Annotated in this window: 19 protein-coding genes; all 19 read right to left on the bottom strand. The window is 67.0% G+C overall.

Translation table 11 applies throughout. From position 1 onward, the window contains the following. Positions 1-14: 14 nt before the first annotated feature. Positions 15-1,097 (bottom strand): prolipoprotein diacylglyceryl transferase, encoded by a 1,083-nt coding sequence (gene lgt, locus LQ955_RS06070; RefSeq protein ID WP_390623445.1) that lies wholly within the window; start codon positions 1,095-1,097, stop codon positions 15-17. A 119-nt stretch (positions 1,098-1,216) separates the two neighbouring features. Next, positions 1,217-2,059: a tryptophan synthase subunit alpha gene (gene trpA, locus LQ955_RS06065; RefSeq protein ID WP_231027286.1), complete on the bottom strand. Its 843-nt coding sequence runs from the start codon at positions 2,057-2,059 to the stop codon at positions 1,217-1,219. Further along, positions 2,056-3,390 (bottom strand): tryptophan synthase subunit beta, encoded by a 1,335-nt coding sequence (trpB, locus tag LQ955_RS06060; protein WP_231027285.1) that lies wholly within the window; start codon positions 3,388-3,390, stop codon positions 2,056-2,058. Before trpB ends, trpA begins: the two co-directional genes overlap by 4 nt. Beyond that, positions 3,387-4,160 carry an indole-3-glycerol phosphate synthase TrpC gene (trpC, locus tag LQ955_RS06055; RefSeq protein WP_231027284.1) on the bottom strand — a complete coding sequence of 258 codons (774 nt, stop codon included), beginning with the start codon at positions 4,158-4,160 and terminating at the stop codon, positions 3,387-3,389. The genes trpB and trpC overlap by 4 nt, the downstream gene beginning before the upstream one ends. 5 nt (positions 4,161-4,165) lie before the next feature. Continuing rightward, a complete protein-coding gene (locus LQ955_RS06050; RefSeq protein WP_231027283.1) occupies positions 4,166-4,396 on the bottom strand; it encodes a DUF6704 family protein in 231 nt (76 codons plus the stop codon). A gap of 54 nt (positions 4,397-4,450) precedes the next feature. Next, a complete protein-coding gene (locus tag LQ955_RS06045; protein ID WP_231027282.1) occupies positions 4,451-5,272 on the bottom strand; it encodes a Trp biosynthesis-associated membrane protein in 822 nt (273 codons plus the stop codon). Beyond that, the gene (locus tag LQ955_RS06040) at positions 5,269-6,813 is read right to left on the bottom strand and encodes an anthranilate synthase component I (RefSeq protein ID WP_231027281.1); all 1,545 of its coding nucleotides are present in this window, start codon (positions 6,811-6,813) and stop codon (positions 5,269-5,271) included. The genes LQ955_RS06045 and LQ955_RS06040 overlap by 4 nt, the downstream gene beginning before the upstream one ends. Before the next feature lie 60 nt (positions 6,814-6,873). Next, positions 6,874-7,326: a phosphoribosyl-AMP cyclohydrolase gene (hisI, locus tag LQ955_RS06035; protein WP_231027280.1), complete on the bottom strand. Its 453-nt coding sequence runs from the start codon at positions 7,324-7,326 to the stop codon at positions 6,874-6,876. After that, a complete protein-coding gene (gene hisF / locus LQ955_RS06030) occupies positions 7,323-8,099 on the bottom strand; it encodes an imidazole glycerol phosphate synthase subunit HisF (protein WP_231027279.1) in 777 nt (258 codons plus the stop codon). The genes hisI and hisF overlap by 4 nt, the downstream gene beginning before the upstream one ends. Before the next feature lie 16 nt (positions 8,100-8,115). Continuing rightward, positions 8,116-8,985 carry an ATP phosphoribosyltransferase gene (hisG, locus tag LQ955_RS06025; RefSeq protein WP_231027278.1) on the bottom strand — a complete coding sequence of 290 codons (870 nt, stop codon included), beginning with the start codon at positions 8,983-8,985 and terminating at the stop codon, positions 8,116-8,118. A 113-nt stretch (positions 8,986-9,098) separates the two neighbouring features. Then, a complete protein-coding gene (locus LQ955_RS06020; protein WP_231027277.1) occupies positions 9,099-9,362 on the bottom strand; it encodes a phosphoribosyl-ATP diphosphatase in 264 nt (87 codons plus the stop codon). Positions 9,363-9,457: 95 nt separating this feature from the next. Next, positions 9,458-10,120, bottom strand: a complete 663-nt coding sequence (gene rpe / locus LQ955_RS06015; RefSeq protein WP_231027276.1) for a ribulose-phosphate 3-epimerase — start codon at positions 10,118-10,120, stop codon at positions 9,458-9,460. A 124-nt stretch (positions 10,121-10,244) separates the two neighbouring features. Continuing rightward, positions 10,245-11,660, bottom strand: coding sequence for an HNH endonuclease signature motif containing protein (locus tag LQ955_RS06010; RefSeq protein WP_231027275.1), 1,416 nt, complete (start codon positions 11,658-11,660; stop codon positions 10,245-10,247). Positions 11,661-11,808: 148 nt separating this feature from the next. Beyond that, complete coding sequence (locus tag LQ955_RS06005; RefSeq protein ID WP_231027274.1) at positions 11,809-13,314, bottom strand: RsmB/NOP family class I SAM-dependent RNA methyltransferase; 1,506 nt, start codon at positions 13,312-13,314, stop codon at positions 11,809-11,811. Next, entirely contained in the window at positions 13,311-14,252 is a 942-nt protein-coding gene (fmt, locus tag LQ955_RS06000; protein ID WP_231027273.1) for a methionyl-tRNA formyltransferase, read from the bottom strand. The genes LQ955_RS06005 and fmt overlap by 4 nt, the downstream gene beginning before the upstream one ends. Continuing rightward, the gene (locus LQ955_RS05995; protein WP_390623444.1) at positions 14,249-16,930 is read right to left on the bottom strand and encodes a primosomal protein N' family DNA-binding protein; all 2,682 of its coding nucleotides are present in this window, start codon (positions 16,928-16,930) and stop codon (positions 14,249-14,251) included. The genes fmt and LQ955_RS05995 overlap by 4 nt, the downstream gene beginning before the upstream one ends. A 44-nt stretch (positions 16,931-16,974) precedes the next feature. Beyond that, on the bottom strand, positions 16,975-18,171 hold the full coding sequence (gene metK, locus LQ955_RS05990) for a methionine adenosyltransferase (RefSeq protein ID WP_231027272.1): 1,197 nt from the start codon (positions 18,169-18,171) through the stop codon (positions 16,975-16,977). Between the two features lie 52 nt (positions 18,172-18,223). Beyond that, positions 18,224-19,498, bottom strand: coding sequence for a bifunctional phosphopantothenoylcysteine decarboxylase/phosphopantothenate synthase (locus LQ955_RS05985; protein WP_231027271.1), 1,275 nt, complete (start codon positions 19,496-19,498; stop codon positions 18,224-18,226). Positions 19,499-19,566: 68 nt separating this feature from the next. Continuing rightward, entirely contained in the window at positions 19,567-19,839 is a 273-nt protein-coding gene (rpoZ, locus tag LQ955_RS05980; protein WP_231027270.1) for a DNA-directed RNA polymerase subunit omega, read from the bottom strand. Positions 19,840-19,860 lie beyond the last annotated feature (21 nt).

Genomic DNA, 19,860 nt, shown 5'->3' with positions numbered 1-19,860 from the left:
GCGGTGGGTGGAACCTAGGGCTTCGCTCCGGTAGTGCTTGTGGCGCTCGGCTCGAGATCTTTCGGCTCAGCCTCGTCGTCAGCGGCACCGTCGCCGCGGAGTTCTTCGTCTGTGTACCGGTCTGTCGAGTCTACCTCAGGCGTTGCCGGTGACCATGCAATGCCCGAAACGTACGCGCTGCGCTCCGCGCCCTTGTGCCGGCGCGACTGCACGACGATGATCACGATGCCGATCACGATGGCGAGCCAGGCCGCCCACACGTTGGTACGCACACCGAAGAAGATCTCGCTGGGGTCGATTCGAATCGTCTCCCACACCGTGCGGCCCGCGCCGTACCAGATGAGGTAGACCCCGAAGAGCTTGCCCCACTGCAGGTTAAGGCGCTTGCCGATCCACAGCAAGAAGAGCACTCCGAGGCCGTTCCAGATGACCTCGTACGCGAAGGTCGGCTGAAACAGCGTTCCCGGCGCGAGCCCAACAGGAATCGCTGGGTTGGCCAAACCGGTGTTCGGGTTGATCGCGTCGATTTGAAGACCCCACCAGCCGTCTGTCGGCGTGCCGAAGAGTTCTTGGTTGAAGTAGTTGCCGAACCGCCCGCAGGCCTGAGCCAGTAGCAGACCGGGGGCCAGGGCATCTGCAAACGTCCAGAATCGGATGCCCGTGAGGCGGCATCCGATCAACGCACCGATGGCGCCGCCGATCAGCCCGCCGAAGATGGCGATGCCGCCGTCCCACACGGCGAAGATCTCCCAGAAGTTGGCTCCGGCGTAGAAATAGTCGCCGGGGTGGGTGAAAACGTGAAAGAAGCGCGCACCGACGATGCCGAGCGGAACCGCCCAGAGAATGATGTCGAGCACGATTCCCGGCTCGGCCCCCCGCTTGGTGAGACGCCGGGAGGTCATGATGGTCGCGACCACGATGCCGAACAGAATGCACAGCGCGTAAAAGCGGATGTCGATCGTGAAAGGCAGGTCGATTCCGAGCGTACGGAGCCAGCCTGTTATGTCGAGCGAGTCGATTTGCGGGCTGGGAATGCTTTGCGGCAGAAACACCTGGTGGTAAACCTTCCATACGTAGGCGACGCCGTCTGCGGGCACACGGCAAATGTCATTCTAAGGTGTGACGGCGAAAACCTCAGACGCACACCTGGCGTCTGCGAGATCTCTCAGCGCCGCGACTCAGCCTGACGGGTCAGTCCGAGGGGCATCACACGGGTTCAGCGGGCGGTGCCCACCGCGAGCCCGGCGGCGACGCGCGCCACCTCGGCGACTCCCCCGTCGGCCAGAGCGCGCACGAGCGCCGAACCGACGATAGCGCCGTCGGCGTACTCGAGTACCTCGGCGACCTGGTCGCCGGTCGAGATGCCGATGCCGACGCAGGCGCCGGTGGTGGATGCGGCGGGCGAACCCTCGGCGAGCCCGTTCGCCCGCAAGCGCTCGACCAGGGTGCGGGCGGCGGCGTCGACGTCGCCACGGGCGCCGGTGACGCCCATCGTCGAAACGACGTAGACGAAGCCTCGGCTGTTATCGACCGCCAGGCGCAGCCGTTCGTCGGTCGAGGTCGGTGCGGCGAGAAAGACCCGGTCGAGGCCGGTTCGGTCGCTCGCGGCGATCCAGTCGGCGCCGGAGTCGACCGTCAGGTCGGGCGTGATGAGCCCGGCTCCGCCCGCCGAAACGAGATCGTCGGCAAAACGGTCGATGCCATACTGCACCACGGGGTTGTAATACGTCATAAGCAGAATCGGGGCATCCACTCGCTCGCGGATCGCCTCGACGGCCGTGAAGGCGTCGCTGAGCCGAAACCCGTTCTCGAGCGAGGTCTGGGTGGCCTTCTGGATGACCGGGCCGTCCATCACGGGATCGGAATACGGCAGCCCCAGCTCGAGAATGTCGACACCGTTCTCGACCAGCGCGACGGCTGCGTCGATGCTCTCGGCGAGATTCGGAAACCCGACGGGCAGGTAGCCGATGAGTGCGCCTTTGCGGGCGGAGTTCGCGGCTTGGATCGCCGTGCCGACCGGTGAGACCGCCCGGAACGTCGGTGTGGACTGCACGCTCATCGCTGTGTTCCCAACCCCTGCGCGACATCGCGATCGAGTTCTTCGACCTCGACTTCGCCGTCTTCTAGTTCGTTTTGTTCGAGGGTGCTCGCCACCAAGGCTTGTTCATCGAGCACGCCGAAGTACCGGCCTGCCGTCTCGACATCTTTGTCACCGCGACCGCTCAGGCTGACCAGGATGGTCGCGTCGGGGCCGAGCTCACGGCCGAGCTCGATGGCGCCGGCCAAAGCGTGTGCCGACTCGATGGCCGGAATGATGCCCTCGGTCTGGCACAGGATGCGGAACGCGTTCATCGCCTCGGCGTCGGTGATGGGCAGGTAGGTGGCCCGGCCGATGGACGACAGCCAGGCGTGCTCGGGCCCGACGCCGGGGTAGTCGAGCCCCGCCGAGATGGAGTGCGAGTCGAGTGTCTGGCCGTCGGCGTCTTGCAGCATGAAGCTGCGCGATCCGTGCAGCACGCCGGGGCGGCCCTTCGTGATGGTGGCCGCGTGGCGCAGAGTTTCGACGCCGTCACCGGCTGCTTCGTAGCCGTACAGCGAAACATCCGGATCGTCGAGGAAGGCGTGGAAGATGCCGATGGCGTTCGAGCCGCCGCCGACACAGGCAACCACCGCATCGGGCAGCGCGCCCGTGAGCTCGAGCACCTGAGCGCGGGCCTCTTCGCCGATGATCTTGTGGAAATCGCGCACCATGACAGGAAACGGATGCGGCCCGGCGACCGTGCCGAGCACGTAGTGCGTGTCGGAGACATTGGCGACCCAGTCGCGGAACGCCTCGTTCAGGGCGTCTTTCAGTGTGCGAGTGCCGGTGGTGACCGAGACGACCTCCGCCCCGAGCAGGCGCATGCGCGCCACGTTCAGCGCCTGGCGCACGGTGTCGACCTCGCCCATGTAGACGACGCAGCTCATGCCGAACAGCGCTGCGGCGGTCGCGGTGGCGACGCCGTGTTGCCCGGCCCCGGTCTCGGCGATGAGCCTCGTCTTGCCGAGGCGGCGGGCCAGCAGGGCTTGACCGAGCACGTTGTTGATCTTGTGCGAACCGGTGTGGTTCAGGTCTTCGCGCTTGAGAATGATGCGCGCGCCGCCGGCGTATTCGCCGAATCGGGGTGCTTCGGTGATGATCGAGGGGCGCCCCGTGTAGGTGCGGTGCAGCTCGGCGAGCTCGGCCGCGAACGTCGGATCGGTCTTGGCCTCTTCGTAGACGGCAGAGATCTCGTCGAGAGCGGCGATCAGCGACTCCGGCATGAAGCGGCCGCCGAATTCGCCGAAGAACGGGCCGGTTTCGTCGCGCAGGTGGGTTGCTGCCCCGTCGGTGGGCACGGTGTCGGTCATTGCACTCCTAAAAACTCTTCGAGCGTGCGGGCCGGGTCGCCGGTCACGAGCGCTTCGCCGACGAGCACGACGTCGGCGCCGCTCGATCGGTAGTGGCTGACGTCTGCGGCGGTCTTCACAGCCGACTCGGCGACGCGGATGACGCCGGCCGGAATACGGTCGGCCAGGGTTCCGAACAGGTCACGGTCGAGCTCGAACGTGCTGAGGTTGCGGGCGTTCACGCCGATCAGCGAGGCGCCCAGGTCGAGCGCGCGTTCCACCTCGTCGGCGGAATGGGTCTCGACGAGCGCGGTCATGCCCAGCTCTTCGATGAAACCGTGCAAGCGCACGAGCGCCGGCTGGTCGAGGGCCGCCACGATGAGCAACGCGAGGTCGGCCCCGGCCGCGCGGGCCTCGAGCACCTGGTACTCGAGGGTGATGAAGTCTTTACGCAGCACCGGCACCGACACCGTGTCGCGCACGAGCTCGAGGTCTTCGAGCGACCCCTTGAACTTGCGGCCCTCGGTGAGCACGCTGATGGCGCTCGCCCCGGCGGATTGGTAGGTCGACGCCAGCGCCGCCGGATCGGTGATCGGAGCGAGCGCACCGCGAGACGGGCTGGCCCGTTTCACCTCGGCGATGATCTTGACACGTTCGGCCGGTGCGAGAAAGGCAAGGGCATCGAGTGCCGGCTCGCTCTCGAGTGCGGCACGTTCGACCTCGTCGTAACTGACGAGTTCTCGCCGGGCTGCCGCATCTTCTGCGGCGCCGGCGGTAAGCGATTCGAGCACTGGTACTAATGCCCCTTGGCGGTTGTTTTGGCTCCGTCGACGCCGTAGCCCAGCTTGGCGAGCACGTATCCCACGAGGAGACCGGCGACGAGCAGGCCGACGCTGGCCCAGACGAGCCAGACGATGGAGAAGAAGAACGCGACGGTGCCGATGGCGAACGCTACGAGCATGATGACCACCGCCGTCCACGAAGCGGTCGAACTGCCGTGGCCCGGTTCTGCTGACTCAATGCTCATGGTGCTCCTCAAAAGTGTGTGCGCGGGTCGAAAATAAGTGTATCGGGCCGTGGGTCACGCCGTCGGGTCTTGACCCCGGCTGAGGCTGTCCCACTTGTCGACGGCGGCGGCGCGTGCCACCTCGTCGATGCCGGTCATCTGGTCAGAAGTGTCGGCCACGCTCGTGTCGGTTGCGCGGTCGAGATCTGCCTCTGCATCTGCCTCTGCATCTGCATCGTCGAGCTCGGCCTCGTCGAACTGCGCTTCGTCACTGATCAGGTCGACCGGATTACCGGCGGTACGACCATCCGCGGCCGCGAACTGCACGGGCTGGTACTTGCGGCCCGACACCGGCCAGCGGCGCATCGTGATGACGATCAGGATGCCCGTGAGCGCCATGAGGGTGCCCGCGACCAGCGCGAGGTAGGGCCAGAGCGACGACCCCGAGGTCGTGGCGATCGCCTGGACCGACGAATTGCCCGTGACCCCGGTCGCTGTCGTGACGGCAGACTGCCCGGCCAGCACGGGGTTCGAGAGGGCGCCGATGGTCGAAGCGAGAATCGACGCACCGAGCACGAATTCGAGCACGCCGAGCACGATACGCACCACGGGGCCGGCGATGGCCAGTGCTGCTGCCAGAGCAAGCCCGGCGAGAGCGAGCGCCGAGAGTGCGGGCGCCGCGGCGGCACCCTGAACGGTGACCGAGATCGTGTCGCCGGCGCGGCCTTGAGCGCTGAGCGTGAACCACGGCTGCGACCAGGCCAGAAAGACGAGGGCGCTCCAGATGACCACGGCGAAGATCGTCAGCGACTTGAGGCGGCGCGACTGCGACGACTTCTGTTCTTCAGACTTCTGTTCTTCAGACTTCAGTTCTGGGGAATCTGTGCTGCCGGTCATCCGACCCTCGTCATGGCGTTTGCGATGGCAACGGCGCGCAAGGGTGCCGCCGCCTTGTTCTGCGACTCGATGAACTCCGAGTTCGGGTCGGAGTCGGCAACGAGACCGCCGCCGGCCTGCACCCGGGCGATGCCGTCGGAGATCACCGCGGTGCGGATGGCGATGGCCACGTCGGCGTCGCCGGCGAAGTCGAAGTAGCCGACCACTCCCCCGTAGACACCGCGCTGAGCCGGCTCGAGGTCGTCGATGATCTGCATGGCGCGGGGTTTCGGTGCGCCCGAGAGCGTGCCGGCCGGGAACGTCGCGCGGAACACGTCGATCGCAGTGACGTCGGGCGCAAGCTCGCCTTCGACCGACGACACGATGTGCATGATGTGGCTGAAACGCTCGATGCGCATGAACTCGGTGACCTCGACGGAACCCGCGGCGCACACCTTCAGCAGATCGTTTCTGGCGAGGTCGACGAGCATGAGATGCTCGGCTTTCTCTTTCGGATCGGCCAGCAAGTCGGCTTCGAGCCGGTTGTCTTCGTCGATCGAGTGCCCGCGCGGCCGCGATCCGGCGATCGGGTGGGTGTACGCCCGACCGCTTTCGACCTTGACCAGCGCTTCGGGGCTCGAACCGACGATGGCGTAGGGGCGCCGGCTGGGCGATTCGAGGTTGAGCAGGTACATGTACGGGCTCGGGTTCAGCGTACGCAGAACGCGGTACACCTCGATCGGCTCTGCCGTGCATTCGAGATCGAACCGCTGGGCGATGACGACCTGAAAGATGTCACCCTGCCTGATGTGCTCTTTGGCGACGTCGATCGAGGCGAGAAAGTCTTCACGCAGCGTTCGCGGGGTGGGAGCAGCGACGACATCGAAGTCGGCCTCCGCCAGCCACGCCTCTGCCGGACGCGAGAGGCGGTGCTGCATCGAATCGAGTCGGGCAACCGCATCCGCCCACAGCTCGCCGGAATCTTCTCGGTTCTTACGATCGGCGAGCACCGTCGACACCAGAGTGACGGTTCCGAGCAGATGGTCGACCGCGATGAGGTCGGAGACGAACGAAAGAGCCTGACTCGGCATGTCGAAGTCGGCTGGTGGTGCGTCGGGCAGGTGCTCGATCTGGCGAACCGTCTCCCAGCCGATGAAGCCGACGAGCCCGCCCGTGAGCGGCGGGTGGCCGGCGATGACGGGGGTCTTCCACTCTTCGTAGAGGGCCGCGAGGGCCTCGAGGGGCCCGCCGGGCATGCCGTTCGGAAAGGCGCGGGAGGTGCTGAGGCCAGAACCCATCCACACGGCGCGGTCGCCGTCGACGCTCAACACGCCGTAGCTCGACACGCCGATGAACGAGAACCGCGACCAGACCCCGCCCTGGCCCGCCGACTCGAGCAAGAAGGTGCCCGGCCGGTTGTCGCTCAGCTTGCGGTAGATGCCGATCGGCGTCTCGCCGTCGGCGAAGAGCGTACGGATGACCGGAATCACCCGATGCGTGGCGAGCAGCTCATCGAACTCCTGCCGCGAGGTCGAGCCGGCCCTGCTCTGCGTTGTCACCATCTGCCCGCCGTCACCATCTGCTTGCTCTCACCATTGCTTGCTATCAATATTGCTTGTCGTCTACTTGTCGTCGCTACTATCGCTGACGCTTTGTGCCGGCGAAAAGCCCTGCACCGGCGCCAGTTCGTCGCCGTCGAAACAAGTGTGGTTGCCCGTGTGGCAGGCGGCGCCGATCTGCTCGACCTGTACCAAGAGCGTATCTCCATCGCAGTCCAGCGCGGCAGCGCGAACGTACTGTGCGTGCCCCGAGGTGTCGCCCTTGCGCCAGTACTCTTGGCGTGAACGCGACCAGAAGGTCACGCGACCGCTGGTGTACGTGCGGCGCAGGGCTTCGGCATCCATCCATCCCAGCATCAGCACTTCGTGGCTGTCGAACTGCTGGATGATCGCGGGCAGCAGCCCCTTGTCGTTGAAGGTCGCCCGGCTGAGCACCGCGTCAATGTCGAGTGCTGCGTCGATGTCGAGTGCTGCAGTGTCGCCAGCCGCGGCATCCAGAGCTGCTGTGTCGCTCATCGCACCACCACCCCGCTTTCTGAGAGGGCCGACTTGACATCGGCGATGGTCAATTCACGGTTGTGGAACACCGAGGCGGCCAGCACAGCATCGGCCCCGGCGGCGATCGCCTCGGGAAAGTCGCTTGTCTTTCCGGCGCCGCCAGAAGCGATCACGGGCACGGTACTGATGCCGCGCATGAGGCGGATCAGCTCGAGGTCGTAGCCGTCTTTCGTGCCGTCGGCGTCGATCGAGTTGACGAGCAGTTCACCCGCGCCGAGCTCGATGGCGGTCTGGGCCCAGGCCAGGGCATCCAGTTCGGTCGCGCGTCGGCCGCCGTGGGTGGTGACGACGAAGCCCGATTCCGTGCGGCCGCCCGACAACGTGGGGCCGCGCTTGATGTCGAGTGAGAGCACGAGCACCTGCGCGCCGAAGCGATCGGCTATCTCGCCGATGAGGGCCGGCCGGGCGATGGCGGCGCTGTTCACGCCCACTTTGTCGGCGCCGCTGGCGAGCAGGCGCGCCACGTCTTCGGTGCTGCGGACTCCCCCGCCGACGGTCAGCGGAATGAACACCTGTTCGGCCGTCTGCCGCACGATGTCGTAGGTGGTCGAGCGCTCGTCGACGGTGGCGGTCACGTCGAGGAAGGTCACCTCGTCGGCACCTTGCTCGGCATACAGCCGGGCGAGCTCGACGGGATCGCCCGCATCGCGCAGGTTCTCGAAGTTGACGCCCTTCACCACGCGGCCGGCGGCCACGTCGAGGCAGGGAATGACGCGTACGGCGAGGCTCATTTCTCGACCCCGTCCGCTACATTCTCACGGCGTGAATCGGGCTCACCAGAATGGCGCGCGCGCCGACCTCCCACAGGGCGTCCATGATGAGGTTGGTCTCGAGCCGCGGCACCATCGCCCGCACGGCCACCCAGTCGGGGTCGGCCAGCGGCGAGATCGTGGGCGACTCGATGCCGGGCGTGAGGGCCGAGGCGGCGTCGAGGTGGATGCGCGGCACGTCGTAATCCATCAGCACGTACTGACGGGCGAGCAACACGCCCTGAAGGCGCCGCAACAGAGTGAGAGCGCCGGGTGTCTGAGTGCCTTCATCGAGCGACCCTGAACTGAGCGACACCGAGCTGATGAGCACCGCGGTACTCTGCAAAATCACCGGCCCGAAGATCTCGAGGCCGGCTTTGCGCAGAGTGCTTCCGGTCGAGACGACGTCGGCCACGGCATCCGCAACACCCAGGCGCACGGCCGATTCGACGGCGCCGTCGAGCTTGACCAGAGTCGCCGTCACATTGCTCTCGGCCAGAAAGGCCCCGACGAGGCCCGGATAGCTTGTTGCTACGCGACGGCCCTGCAGCTGTTCGAGAGAGTCGAAAGCGCCGCCGGGACCAGCGAAGCGAAAAGTCGACTCGCCGAAATTCAGCTCGGCAACCTCGACCGCCGGCGACTCGGAGTCGAGCAGCAGGTCGCGGCCCGTGATACCCACGTCGAGCGCACCGGAGCCCACGTAGGTGGCGATGTCGCGGGGGCGCAGGTAGAAGAACTCGACGTCGTTCTTCGGGTCTTGAATCACCAGCTCGCGCGGGTCGCGCCGACCGTTGTAGCCCGCTTCGGCGAGCATCTGGGCGGCGGTTTCTGACAGGGAGCCCTTGTTGGGCACCGCGATTTTCAGCATTTTCTGGCTTTCAAGAGTGTGGGACGCATGTGCTTTGAGATAGAAATCTTCGCTCTGCCTGCTCGATAGTTCGGCCGATCATTCGATGCGGCAGGGGCGCATCGAATGATGGGCTACAGGTGTCGGTAGATGTCGGCCGGAGTGAGGCCCTTTGCCAGCATCATGACCTGAACGTGGTAGATCAGCTGAGACATCTCCTCGGCCGTCTCGAGGTCGCTCTGAAATTCGGCGGCCATCCACACTTCTGCGGCCTCTTCGACGATCTTCTTGCCGATGGCATGCACGCCCGCGTCGAGTTCGCGCACGGTGCCGGAGCCCTCGGGGCGCAGCGACTGCTTCTCGCTGAGCTCGGAGAACAGATCGTCGAAGGTTTTCACGGTTCTAGGGTATCGGGTCGAGGCGTGTGCTCGGTCCGCGGGTTCCGTGCCTGAGCTCAGTGCGTGTGCTCAGTGCGTGTGCTCGGTGCCTGAGCTCAGTGCGTGTGCTTCGCCGCGAGCTCGCGCAGCAACGTGATCTGCTCGGCCGCATTCTCGGCACCGAACACCGCAGACCCGGCCACGAAGGTGTCGGCGCCCGCTTCGGCCGCGATCTCGATCGTCTCGGCGGCGATTCCCCCGTCGACTTGCAGCCACACATCGAGCCCGCTCTTCGCCACCGCAGCGGATGCGCGGCGGAGCTTCGGCATCATCTCGGGCATGAACGACTGCCCACCGAAGCCCGGCTCGACCGTCATGATGAGCAGCATGTCGAACTCGGGCAGCAGCTCGAGGTACGGATCGATGTCGGTGCCCGGCTTCACCGCAAGCCCGGCACGGGCGCCCCGCTCGCGCAGTTTGCGTGCCGTGGCCACCACGTCGCTGGCCGCTTCGGCGTGAAACGTCACCGAGTAGGCGCCCGTCTCCGCATAGACCGGCGCCCAGCGGTCGGCGTCGCTGATCATCAGGTGCAGATCGAGCGGCAGCGACGACACCCGCTGCAGACTCTCCACCACCGGCAGCCCGAGCGTGAGGTTCGGCACGAAGTGGTTGTCCATCACGTCGACATGCACCAGATCGGCGGAGCGGATGCGCCCCAGCTCCGACTCGAGGTTCGCAAAATCGGCGGCCAAGATGCTGGGGTCAATTCGCACGGGCATACCCGCCAGCCTATTCGAGCCGCACGCCTCGCCCCCATCGCCGTGGCACGCTCGGCCTCCCACCCGCAGCGAATGACCGTGCGACGACAGACGACTTAGCGAACGGCTGCGCGGTGAACAAATCTCAGAACTGGGGTGAGTCATATCGGTAGGGCGGTGGGGCCTCGGCGAACCGGGGAATAGTCAGCGCGGCGGGTCGCGCGATCGGGGTCGATGCGACGACGTACTCGAAGCCCGCCGGAGATGTCCAGATGATGGCGCCCGAGCCCGCCGGGTCTTGGACGACCTTCCATTCGGTGTGGTGTTTCACTTTGTGGTGACTCGAACACAGGGGGCTGAGGTTGGCGAAGGCTGTGTTGGCGCCGCTTTCCCATGGCTCGGTGTGGTCGAGGTCTGCGGTGCTCGAGGGCGAACAATCGAGTGGAAAGGTGCACTCGAGGTGAACGGCGCGAATGAGCTGATCGAGATCGGCAGGTGGTTTGTAGCGTGTGCGCCCGTAATTGAGCGCAACTCCCGTGACGGCGTCGGTCAGCACTCGATAGAAGCTCGGCGCCTCTCGCGTCAGCTCGAGCGCAGTGAGCCGGTCGATGGGGCCGTAGCCGTCGAGGTCGGCGGCCCAGGCGTTGGCATCCCCGGGGTGGGCATGCGCGGCGTCTGGGCCGAGCGCGTGATGGCTGTGGGGAGCCGGACTGCTGCCTGGCTCCAGTGTTGCGCCGAGCTCGTCTTTGAGTAGCGTGAGCGCAGGCACCGTCACGAGTACGTGTGCCCGCACGCCTTTCGTCGCGCCCGGAATGCTCGTCTCGCCGTTCACCATCAGGTCTGTGAGCACGTCGGCCCGTAACTGAGCAAGCGTTCGCGGATCACCGGACGACTTCAGCCCGCGTGCCACGTCGGTGGCGCGGTTGTAGATGGCGACCGCCTCCACGGCCGGCAGATAGTGCGTGAGAAAAGCCATTCCGTCGGCGGCGGGGTCGAAGGTGATATGGCGATCGGCAATTGCCGCCTGGTGCCGCTCGATCGAGGTGGCGGCTTGCGCCTCTTCTGCGACAGCCCGCGCGTGGCGTACCAGCCGCTGAACGCTGACACGAGTTGCTACAGGCAGGAGTCTGGCCTCGTAGTCAGCCAGCGACTCGGGTGGCACAGCGCGACCATGTTCGACGATTTTCTCGGCGTGCCGATACGAGATGCGGCCGGCTTCGAGCGCGAGTCGAGTCGCGGCGAATGCGCCGGCCAGGCCTTCGGCCGTGTCGACCTGTCGTCGGGCATCCGTCTCGCTGAGATGTAGGGCGACCGCGAGTTCGGTCACCAGCACACGCTGCGTGACGACGTCGGGTGACCAGCCGGGGCCGCCCGTCGACTGATCGGCGAAACCCATCGCCTCGCACGCCAGTCGCGCCTTCTCGATTCGCGCAGCTTGCTGCGCGTGCACCCGTGCGACTTCGTGTGCGCCGTTGACGACCGCGCTGACCGCCGCAGCGTAGCGTTCGCGCAGCATGTGCCGAGGCTGCGGGTCGCTCGCGGTGAGGTTTGCTCGATTCATGCTTCGATTCAATCATCACCCTCTGACATCGGTGACGAAGAGAACCTTTCGGTGGACAAGTCGGCGAATCACGACCCTGTGGACAAGCGCAATTGTGTTTGGTCGTGGATATCGCGAGCGATACCATCGCCCACCCGATACCGGAGCCTTACCCCACCTTGCGCAGCAGCGCGATGAACATCGCGTCGGTGCCGTGGGCGTGCGGCCAGAGCTGGGCCTGCGTCTCGTCGCGGCCGAGCGTCAGAGGCGACGAGACGAACGACTGCAGCACCGACTGGGTGGCGAGCGGCTCGAGCACTCCGGAGTGGCGCTTCAGAGCATCCGCCACCTGACCGCGCGTTTCGGCGACGTGCGGCGAGCACGTCACGTAGGCCAGAACGCCGCCGGGCTTCAGAGCCGCCACGGCCGAGTCGATGAGCCGCGATTGCAGGTGCCCGAGCGCCGACACATCGGCGGGCGACTTGCGCCAGCGCGCCTCGGGCCGGCGGCGCAGGGCACCGAGGCCGGTGCAGGGGGCATCGACCAGAATGCGGTCGAACTGCTCGTCGTGCTCCGAACCGAGGCGGGTACCGTCGAGCTGCCAGACCTCGGGTGGCGCGGTCAGGGCGGCGACGGCATTGCGCACGAGCTCGGCGCGCGCGGCAACCGGTTCGTTCGCGATGAGGGTGGCGCCCGCAAGCGACGCCGAGGCGCCGAGCAGCGCCGACTTGCCACCAGGGCCGGCGCACAGGTCGAGCCACTGCTCCCCCGCCACGATCGGAGCCGCATTCACGAGCGCGAGCGCCGCCAGCTGCGACCCTTCGTCTTGCACCCGCACCGTTCCCGAGCGCACCTGCGCGATCTGTCGCGGGTCGCCCGCGTCGGTGATGAAGCCGAACGGCGAGTAGGCCGCAGGATGCCCGTCGGCAGCGATATCGTCACGAGTCGCCAGCCCGGGCAGGGCCACGAGCCCGAGCCGCGCGGCCTCGTTGTCGGCCTCGAGCAGTTCGACCAGGTCGACCTCGGCCTCTGCCGCGCTGCCGCCGTCGGTGAGCAGCGCGCGGCGGAACGCCCGGATGATCCACGCCGGGTGCGAATACAGCACCTCGAGCCGCTCGTCGTCGTTGCGCGCCGAGTCGAGCACACGCTGCTGCCACTCATCGGGGGTCGAGCGCGTGATGGTGCGCAGCACGCCGTTCACAAAACCCGTGGATGATCGGCTCGCCACGACACGCGCCTGTTCGACCGCCTCGTTGACGGCTGCGTGGCTGGCCACGCGAAGCGACAAGAGCTGATGCGCGGCGAGCTCGAGCACGTCGAGCACTACTCCGTCGATCTCGGAGACGGGCCGGGCCGCGGCGAGTTCGATGACCCGGTCGTAGTAGCCGCGCATGCGGAGGGTGCCGTAGGTGAGTTCGGTCGCGAGCCCGGCGTCGGCGGGGTTGAGCTTGGCGCGCTGGATCTTCGTGGGCAGCAGCAGGTTGGCATAGGCGTCGTCTTCACGAACGGCACGGATCACTTCGAAGGCGATGCGCCGCGCCGGCTGAACGATGGTGGCGCCTTGTCTAGTCGGTACGGGCCCCCGACCCTGATTGGCTCCTGGCCGACGGTGCTTCGGGCGCTCTCCGTTCGCCGGCTGCGACCCCTGCCCGCGCTTCGAATTCGAATCGGTCATGACGCGACCACCTCGTTCTGATCTGTGGAACTGGGCTGGTTTGCGAGCCCGCGCCACCAGTCGGCTGCGGCCATGGGCTTTTTGCCCGCGGGTTGCACGGTCACGAGCCGCAGCGGAAGATCTGCCGTGCCGACCAGCACCGCGCCCGAAACCGACCGGATGCGCCCGGCCGGCAGCGGGGCGGCGTCGTGCGCGGGTTCGGCTTCGAGCAGCTTGAGCCGATCATCCGCACCACCCAGCAGGGTGAAGGCGCCCGGCTCGGGGGTCACGCCCCGCAGTCGTTGGTAGGTTTCGGCCCGTGTCGTGGTGAAGTCGAGGTGGGCGTCTTCGAGCATGAGTTTCGGGGCGAGCGTGGGCTCACCCTGCTGCGGAACGGACACGGCGGTGCCGGCCGCGAGGTCGTCGACGACCCGGAGCGTCAAAGCGGCCCCATCGACGGCGAGGTTCTCGAGCAGGCTGCCGGCGGTCTGGTGAGCGCCGACCGTGACACTGGTCGTGGCGAACACGGGCCCGGCGTCCATGGCCTCGACGAGCTGAAATACGCTCGATCCGGTGACGGAGTCGCCCGCGATGACCGCGTGCTGAACCGGAGCCGCCCCGCGCCAGCGCGGTAGCAGGGAGAAGTGCAGGTTGATCCAGCCGAGGCGCGGCGTGTGCAACAGCGGTTCCCGCACGAACCCCCCGTACGCCACGATCACGCCGAGGTCGGGCTGCAGAGCCTCGATCTGGGCGGTGACGTCGGCGTCGAGCTTGTTGGCCTTGATGACGGGCAGGCCGAGAGCCTCGGCGACGTCGGCAATGGGCGACGGGGTCAGCACTCGCTTACGGCCCTGCGGGGCATCCGCTCGGGTGATGACTGCCACGATGTCGTGGGCCGCGGCGAGGGCGCGCAGCGTCGGTTCGGCAACGGCGGGAGTGCCGGCGAAGACAATTCTCAATCGAGGATCTCTCTGTCGTCGAAGTGCACCCGGAGGGTGGGCGGGGTGCGGTAGTTCGTTGGTCTGCCCGGGGTCTTGCGTCTGCTCGTCGCGTTCTTGATGACGACAGACCTCAGCGTGCTCGCCACGACCTGGCCGACGGAGTAGTCGAAACGAACGATCGATCTGACGAAGCCGATCTCGTCGGGTGACGCGTCGGGAACCGGACCGAGCACATCTATCTTCGCGCTGTCTTCGCCGTGCACCGAATCCTGAAGCTCTCTCACAGCACTTGCTAGGGCTTCTGGGGTGCCACGCACGGTCGCGACACGAACCGCCGGCGGAAACCGCAGACGGCGGCGATCGGCCAGCTCTTCGCTTGCGAAACGCGGTTGCTGCCAGGTGACGAGGGTGCGAGCGAGCTCACCGCCGACGCCGACGATGACCGTCGGGGCTCGGGGCGCTGCCAGGGCGATGGCGTTCGACCACCACCGCAGGCAGTCTTCGGCGACCGTGAGCGACTCGCGGGCGAGCATCCGTTCGCCGTCGAGAAGCAGAATGGCGCTGTAGCCGCCGGCGGCGACAGGCTCGGCCCCTCGGGTGGCCACGACGAGCGCCGGTGCGGAGCCGACGACGCCTAACGATCGTGATCCGTCGGAGACGATAATGCGGGTCGCGGGGAACGCTCGCCCGAGTTCTTCGGCGGTGCGGGTGCTGCCCTGGCCGATGTGGGTGAAGGTCGTGCCCTCGCAGTGCCGGCACTGCCACTGGGCGGCTATTGCTCCGCACCAGGCGCACGAGGGCGGGGCCTTTCGGCTGGTTGCTCGCAGCGGGCCGTCGCAGACCAGGCAGTGGGCCGGGTTGGTGCAGCTGGCGCAGGCCAGAACCGGCGAGTACCCCGGTCGGGCGACCTGAATGAGTACGGGCCCGGTCTCGAGACCCGTGCGGGCGATGTTCCAGGCCGAAGACGGTATGCGGGTGTTCTGGGAGTGCGCGTCTGTGGCGCCTTGGGCCGACGTCGGCACGACTTTGGGCAGATAACGCCGACTCTGCGGAATGTCGTCGACAAAGCCGAGCTCGACCAGCCGTTGCACTTCGGTGCTGCGCGAATGCGAGACGAAGGCCAGCGCGCAGCCCGACTGCTCTTGCCTGATGAGGGCGACGTCGCGCGAGGAGACGTACGGGCTGAGCGGTTCTTCGTGCAGTGGATCGGCTTCGTCCCACAGAGCGATGAGGCCGAGGTTGTGTGCCGGTGCGTAGACGGCCGAGCGTGTTCCGACGACGATACGCGGTTGCTCGTCGAGGCAGGCCAGAAAGTTCGCGTACCGCTCGGGGTTGGTCTGGCGGGCGTCGAGCCGCGCGACGATGCCGATCTCACCGGCAGCGCGCGTGCCGGTGCTCGAGACGGCGCCGGGGGCGTGGTCGGCGGCGGGGGCGGGGCGGGCGGCTGCCGGTTGCGTTGCACGTGCGGCGGGGGCGGCCGTCGGTTGCGTTGCGAGTGCGGCGCGCAGAGCGGTTTCGAGCTGCTCCTGGTCGCGGTAGTCGGGCACCACCAGAATGGATGACCGGCCGAGCCCGAGCGTATAAACCGCCATCTCGGCCATCGTGGCGGCCCACGCTCCGACCCACGCGGTGCCCAGAGGCGCGCCGGCCGGATTCGCGTTGGCGAGAGCAGCGCTGTCGTGCGTGGGGCTGCCGGGCGCAGTGGCCGTGGCGGAGGGCGGCTGGCTGTCGTTCGGGGCCGGATGCTTCGCGTCGGTGGCGGAGGCCGCGGTGTCGAAGGCGGAGGCCGCGGCGCTGTCGGTGGCGGGGCCTGTGGCGGCGGAGGCGCGAGTCGTGGCGGGGGCAGTGGTCGTGTTTGTGCTGGGGTTGCGCGGGCGTGCTAAGACCGGTCGGTCTGGCACGTCAGCGACCCGGCGCACCGTGGGAATCGCCGTAACCGCGATGCGGTCGCCGCGTTCGAGAGCGCGTTCGATCACGCCGGCGCCGTATCCCTCGATGTACGCAGGCACGCGTGAGGTGCCCGCTACCGAGTCCGCGACACCAGGGAGTCCACTGCTGGAGACGATTTCGGCAAAGGATGGTGACGGGGTGCGGGTGGTGCTGGGCTCCGTAGGATGACCGTCGATAGAGTTTGCGGCCGTTAGCGATGTGTTCGTATCGTCACCAGACGCTGCTTTCGCCGTCGCATTCGCGCGACGGGCGAGCCAGGCTTTTTCGACGCGCACCTGGCGCGGAGGAACGGCGAGGCGCACGATATCGCTCGCGGTTCCGGCAGCCCGGTCGGCGGCACGCCGAGCGAGGGCCCAGACCTCGGGAGTGAGCACACGCGCAGCCGAGACGACCTCTTCGATGTCGCTGAGGTTGCCGGTGAAATCGGCGTGGTCAGTGATGTCGATCACGTAGCCGCGCGAGACGCGGCCGGCGGTGCGCAAGGGCACCTTCACGCGCACTCCGGGGTGCGTTTGCGCAACCAGCGCGTCAGGAATGCGGTAGTCGAACAGCCTGTCGAGCTGCGGCAGCGGTGACTCGAGCATCACGCGTGCGACCCGAACACCCACCCTTGGCCCAGAGGCCGCCTGCGAGTCGCGAACCGCATCACTCGCGGGTGCCGACTCGCTGGCCCGCGCGGCCCCCGCCGTCGCAGCGGCATGGGGCACCGCAACCTCCGCGGCGCCTCCCGTCGCGGCACTGGGCACCGCTACCGCCTCGGCGCCGGCCGCCGGGGCGGAGCCGCTCGCGGTCACAACCGCGCGGCGCCCTGCAGGGCCTCGACCCGGTCGAGGCGTTCCCAGGTGAAGTCGGGCAGGTCGCGGCCGAAGTGGCCATACGTGGACGTCTGGGCGTAGATGGGGCGCAAGAGATCGAGGTCGGAGATGATCGCTGCCGGGCGCAAGTCGAAGACCTCACGAATCGCGGCGATGATCTGCTCGTCGGGCACGTGGCCGGTGCCGAAGGTTTCGACGTAGAGACCCACGGGAGCCGCCTTGCCGATGGCGTATGCGATCTGCACCTCGAGCTTGTCGGCGAAACCCGCGGCGACCGCATTCTTGGCGACCCAGCGCATGGCGTAGGCGGCAGAACGGTCGACCTTCGACGGGTCTTTTCCGCTGAACGCCCCGCCGCCGTGCCGGCTCGCGCCGCCGTAGGTGTCGACGATGATCTTGCGGCCCGTGACGCCGGCGTCGCCCTGCGGGCCACCGATCTCGAAGCGGCCTGTCGGGTTGATGAGCAATTGGGTGCTCGCCGAGTCGAGCGGGGTGTTCTCGAGAACGGGGCGGATGATCAGCTCGGCCACATCGTGCTGCAGCTGTTCGGTGGTGACCGACGGAGTGTGCTGCGTCGAGAGCACAACGGTCTCGACCGTGCGCGGAATCAGCCCCTCATAGCCGATGGTGACCTGCGTCTTGCCATCGGGCCGAAGGTAGTCGAGCGCCCCCGTCTTGCGCACCTCGGCGAGACGCTCGGCGAGCCGATGCGCCAGCCAGATGGGAATCGGCATGAGCTGCGGGGTCTCGGTGGTGGCGAAGCCGAACATGATGCCCTGGTCGCCGGCGCCCTGCCGGTCGAGCGGGTCGGAGTCGGGCACACCCTGACGGGTCTCCCAGGCGTTGTTCACGCCCTGTGCGATGTCGGGCGATTGTGCCCCGATCGACACCGAAACGCCGCAGCTCGCGCCGTCGAACCCGATGTCAGACGACGTGTAGCCGATGGAGGTGACCTTGTCTCGCACGATGGTCGGGATGTCGACGTACCCCTTCGTGGTGACCTCGCCCGCGACATGCACCAGTCCGGTGGTCACCAGAGTCTCGACGGCTACCCGGCTGCTGGGGTCGACCTCGAGAAGTGCATCGAGAATGCTGTCGGAGATCTGGTCGCAGATCTTGTCGGGGTGGCCCTCAGTGACCGACTCGGACGTGAAGAGGCGAAGGTTCGTCATTGTGCTCCGGTGTGCGTGGTGGTTCTGGAAAACGAGATTCAGCTAACAACAGTCAGACAACAGCAGACAGAATGCTGTGTGCCACCGACACTTTCGTTCCGGCGACCTCGATCACTATATGCCCGGTCTTATCCACGACCACGACTTCGTTACCGTCTGTGGTGAAACCCTCGTGCCACCCCACCCTGTTGATAACTAAGAAGTCGCAGCCCTTGCGTGCGATCTTCGCGCGGCCGAGCGCGAGAAGCTCGTCAGAGGTGGCCGCCGTTTCGGCCGCAAAGCCCACAATCGTCTGGTGCGCGCCCGCGTCGGTCGCGAGCTCCGCGAGAATATCGGCGTTCTTCACCAGCTCGAGAGTCAGGGTGTCACCGACCTGTTCCTTCTTGATCTTTGCCTCAGCGACCGCCCGCGGCCGGTAATCGGCCACGGCCGCGGCCATGATGATCAGGTCTGCTTCGGGCGCAAGGGCGATCATCTCCACCCGCAGCTCCTCCGCCGTCTCCACCGAATGGATCTCCGCGCCCCGCGGCGCCTCCACTTCGAGGTGCGCCCCGACGAAAACGACCCGCGCTCCACGACTGACCGCCGCGTCGGCGAGGGCGACGCCCTGCTTGCCGCTCGATCGGTTACCGATGAACCGCACGGGGTCCAGCGGCTCGCGCGTGCCGCCCGCAGAGATCAGAATGTTCACGCCCTCCAGGTCGCGCGCCACGGGCGCAGCGTCTGACGCGGGTAGCGGATGCTCGCTCCCCTGCTCGACCTGCGGCTGGCCGCCGAGGGGATGCCCGGCCGGCGCCGCGCCTCCCCCGAGCATCCGCAGCCCCTCTGCCACGATCTCGTCGGGCTCCGCCATGCGCCCCGGCCCCGAGTCGGAGCCCGTCAGCTGCCCCGACGCCGGACCGATGAACCGAAAGCCCCGCTCACGCAAGAGGGCGACGTTCGCGACCGTGGCCGCGTTCATCCACATCTCCGTGTGCATCGCGGGAGCCAAGAGAATGGGCGCCTTCGTGGCCAGCACGGTGTTGCCGAGCAGGTCGTCGGCGATGCCCGCCGCGAGTTTCGCGAGAGTGTTCGCGGTGGTGGGCGCGATCACGATGAGATCGGCCGCCTGCCCGATGGCGACGTGCCGCACCTCGGAGACACCCTCGTAGAGGTCGGTGTGCACCGTGTTGCGCGAGATGGCCTCGAGCGTGGGCTTGCCGACGAATCGCAGCGCGTGTTCGGTGGCGATGACCTGAACGGTGTGACCCGCGAGTACAAACCCTCTGACGACGCCGACCGCCTTGTAGGCCGCGATTCCCCCGGTGATGCCGACGACGATGTTCATGCCTCTACTCTGCCACGACACAAAAGGCCCTCCGCGCGAACGGAGGGCCTTGTGAAAGTGCGAAAAGCTTAGTTGACCTCGGCGATAGGCTCGTTGGCCTTCACCGTCAGCTTGTCTTCGTTGATCTCGTGCAGCGCGATCGACAGCGGCTTGTCGTCGATGCCGGAGTCGACCAGCGGGCCGACGTTGTCGAACAGGCTGCCTTCGTGCAGGTCGGCGTAGTAGTCGTTGATCTGGCGAGCACGCTTCGAGGCGAAGATGACGAGGGCGTACTTGGAGTCGACCTTCGAGAGCAGTTCGTCGATGGGCGGGTCGATGATGCCGAGTGGCTTGGAAGGCATGAGGTTACTCCTTGAATCGAG

The organism is Subtercola endophyticus, assembly GCF_021044565.1.
In the GTDB taxonomy this organism is placed as follows: domain Bacteria; phylum Actinomycetota; class Actinomycetes; order Actinomycetales; family Microbacteriaceae; genus Subtercola; species Subtercola endophyticus.
Note: the sequence above shows the minus strand (reverse complement) of the source record. Positions and strands in the feature narration are given on the sequence as shown.

Coding starts and splice junctions, on each gene's coding strand:
- trpA (WP_231027286.1), bottom strand. CDS start 2,059: ATGAGCGTGCAGTCCACACCGACGTTCCGGGCGGTCTCACCGGTCGGC.
- trpB (WP_231027285.1), bottom strand. CDS start 3,390: ATGACCGACACCGTGCCCACCGACGGGGCAGCAACCCACCTGCGCGAC.
- LQ955_RS06050 (WP_231027283.1), bottom strand. CDS start 4,396: ATGAGCATTGAGTCAGCAGAACCGGGCCACGGCAGTTCGACCGCTTCG.
- LQ955_RS06045 (WP_231027282.1), bottom strand. CDS start 5,272: ATGACCGGCAGCACAGATTCCCCAGAACTGAAGTCTGAAGAACAGAAG.
- LQ955_RS06040 (WP_231027281.1), bottom strand. CDS start 6,813: ATGGTGACAACGCAGAGCAGGGCCGGCTCGACCTCGCGGCAGGAGTTC.
- hisI (WP_231027280.1), bottom strand. CDS start 7,326: ATGAGCGACACAGCAGCTCTGGATGCCGCGGCTGGCGACACTGCAGCA.
- hisF (WP_231027279.1), bottom strand. CDS start 8,099: ATGAGCCTCGCCGTACGCGTCATTCCCTGCCTCGACGTGGCCGCCGGC.
- hisG (WP_231027278.1), bottom strand. CDS start 8,985: ATGCTGAAAATCGCGGTGCCCAACAAGGGCTCCCTGTCAGAAACCGCC.
- rpe (WP_231027276.1), bottom strand. CDS start 10,120: ATGCCCGTGCGAATTGACCCCAGCATCTTGGCCGCCGATTTTGCGAAC.
- LQ955_RS06010 (WP_231027275.1), bottom strand. CDS start 11,660: ATGAATCGAGCAAACCTCACCGCGAGCGACCCGCAGCCTCGGCACATG.
- LQ955_RS06005 (WP_231027274.1), bottom strand. CDS start 13,314: ATGACCGATTCGAATTCGAAGCGCGGGCAGGGGTCGCAGCCGGCGAAC.
- metK (WP_231027272.1), bottom strand. CDS start 18,171: ATGACGAACCTTCGCCTCTTCACGTCCGAGTCGGTCACTGAGGGCCAC.
- LQ955_RS05985 (WP_231027271.1), bottom strand. CDS start 19,498: ATGAACATCGTCGTCGGCATCACCGGGGGAATCGCGGCCTACAAGGCG.
- rpoZ (WP_231027270.1), bottom strand. CDS start 19,839: ATGCCTTCCAAGCCACTCGGCATCATCGACCCGCCCATCGACGAACTG.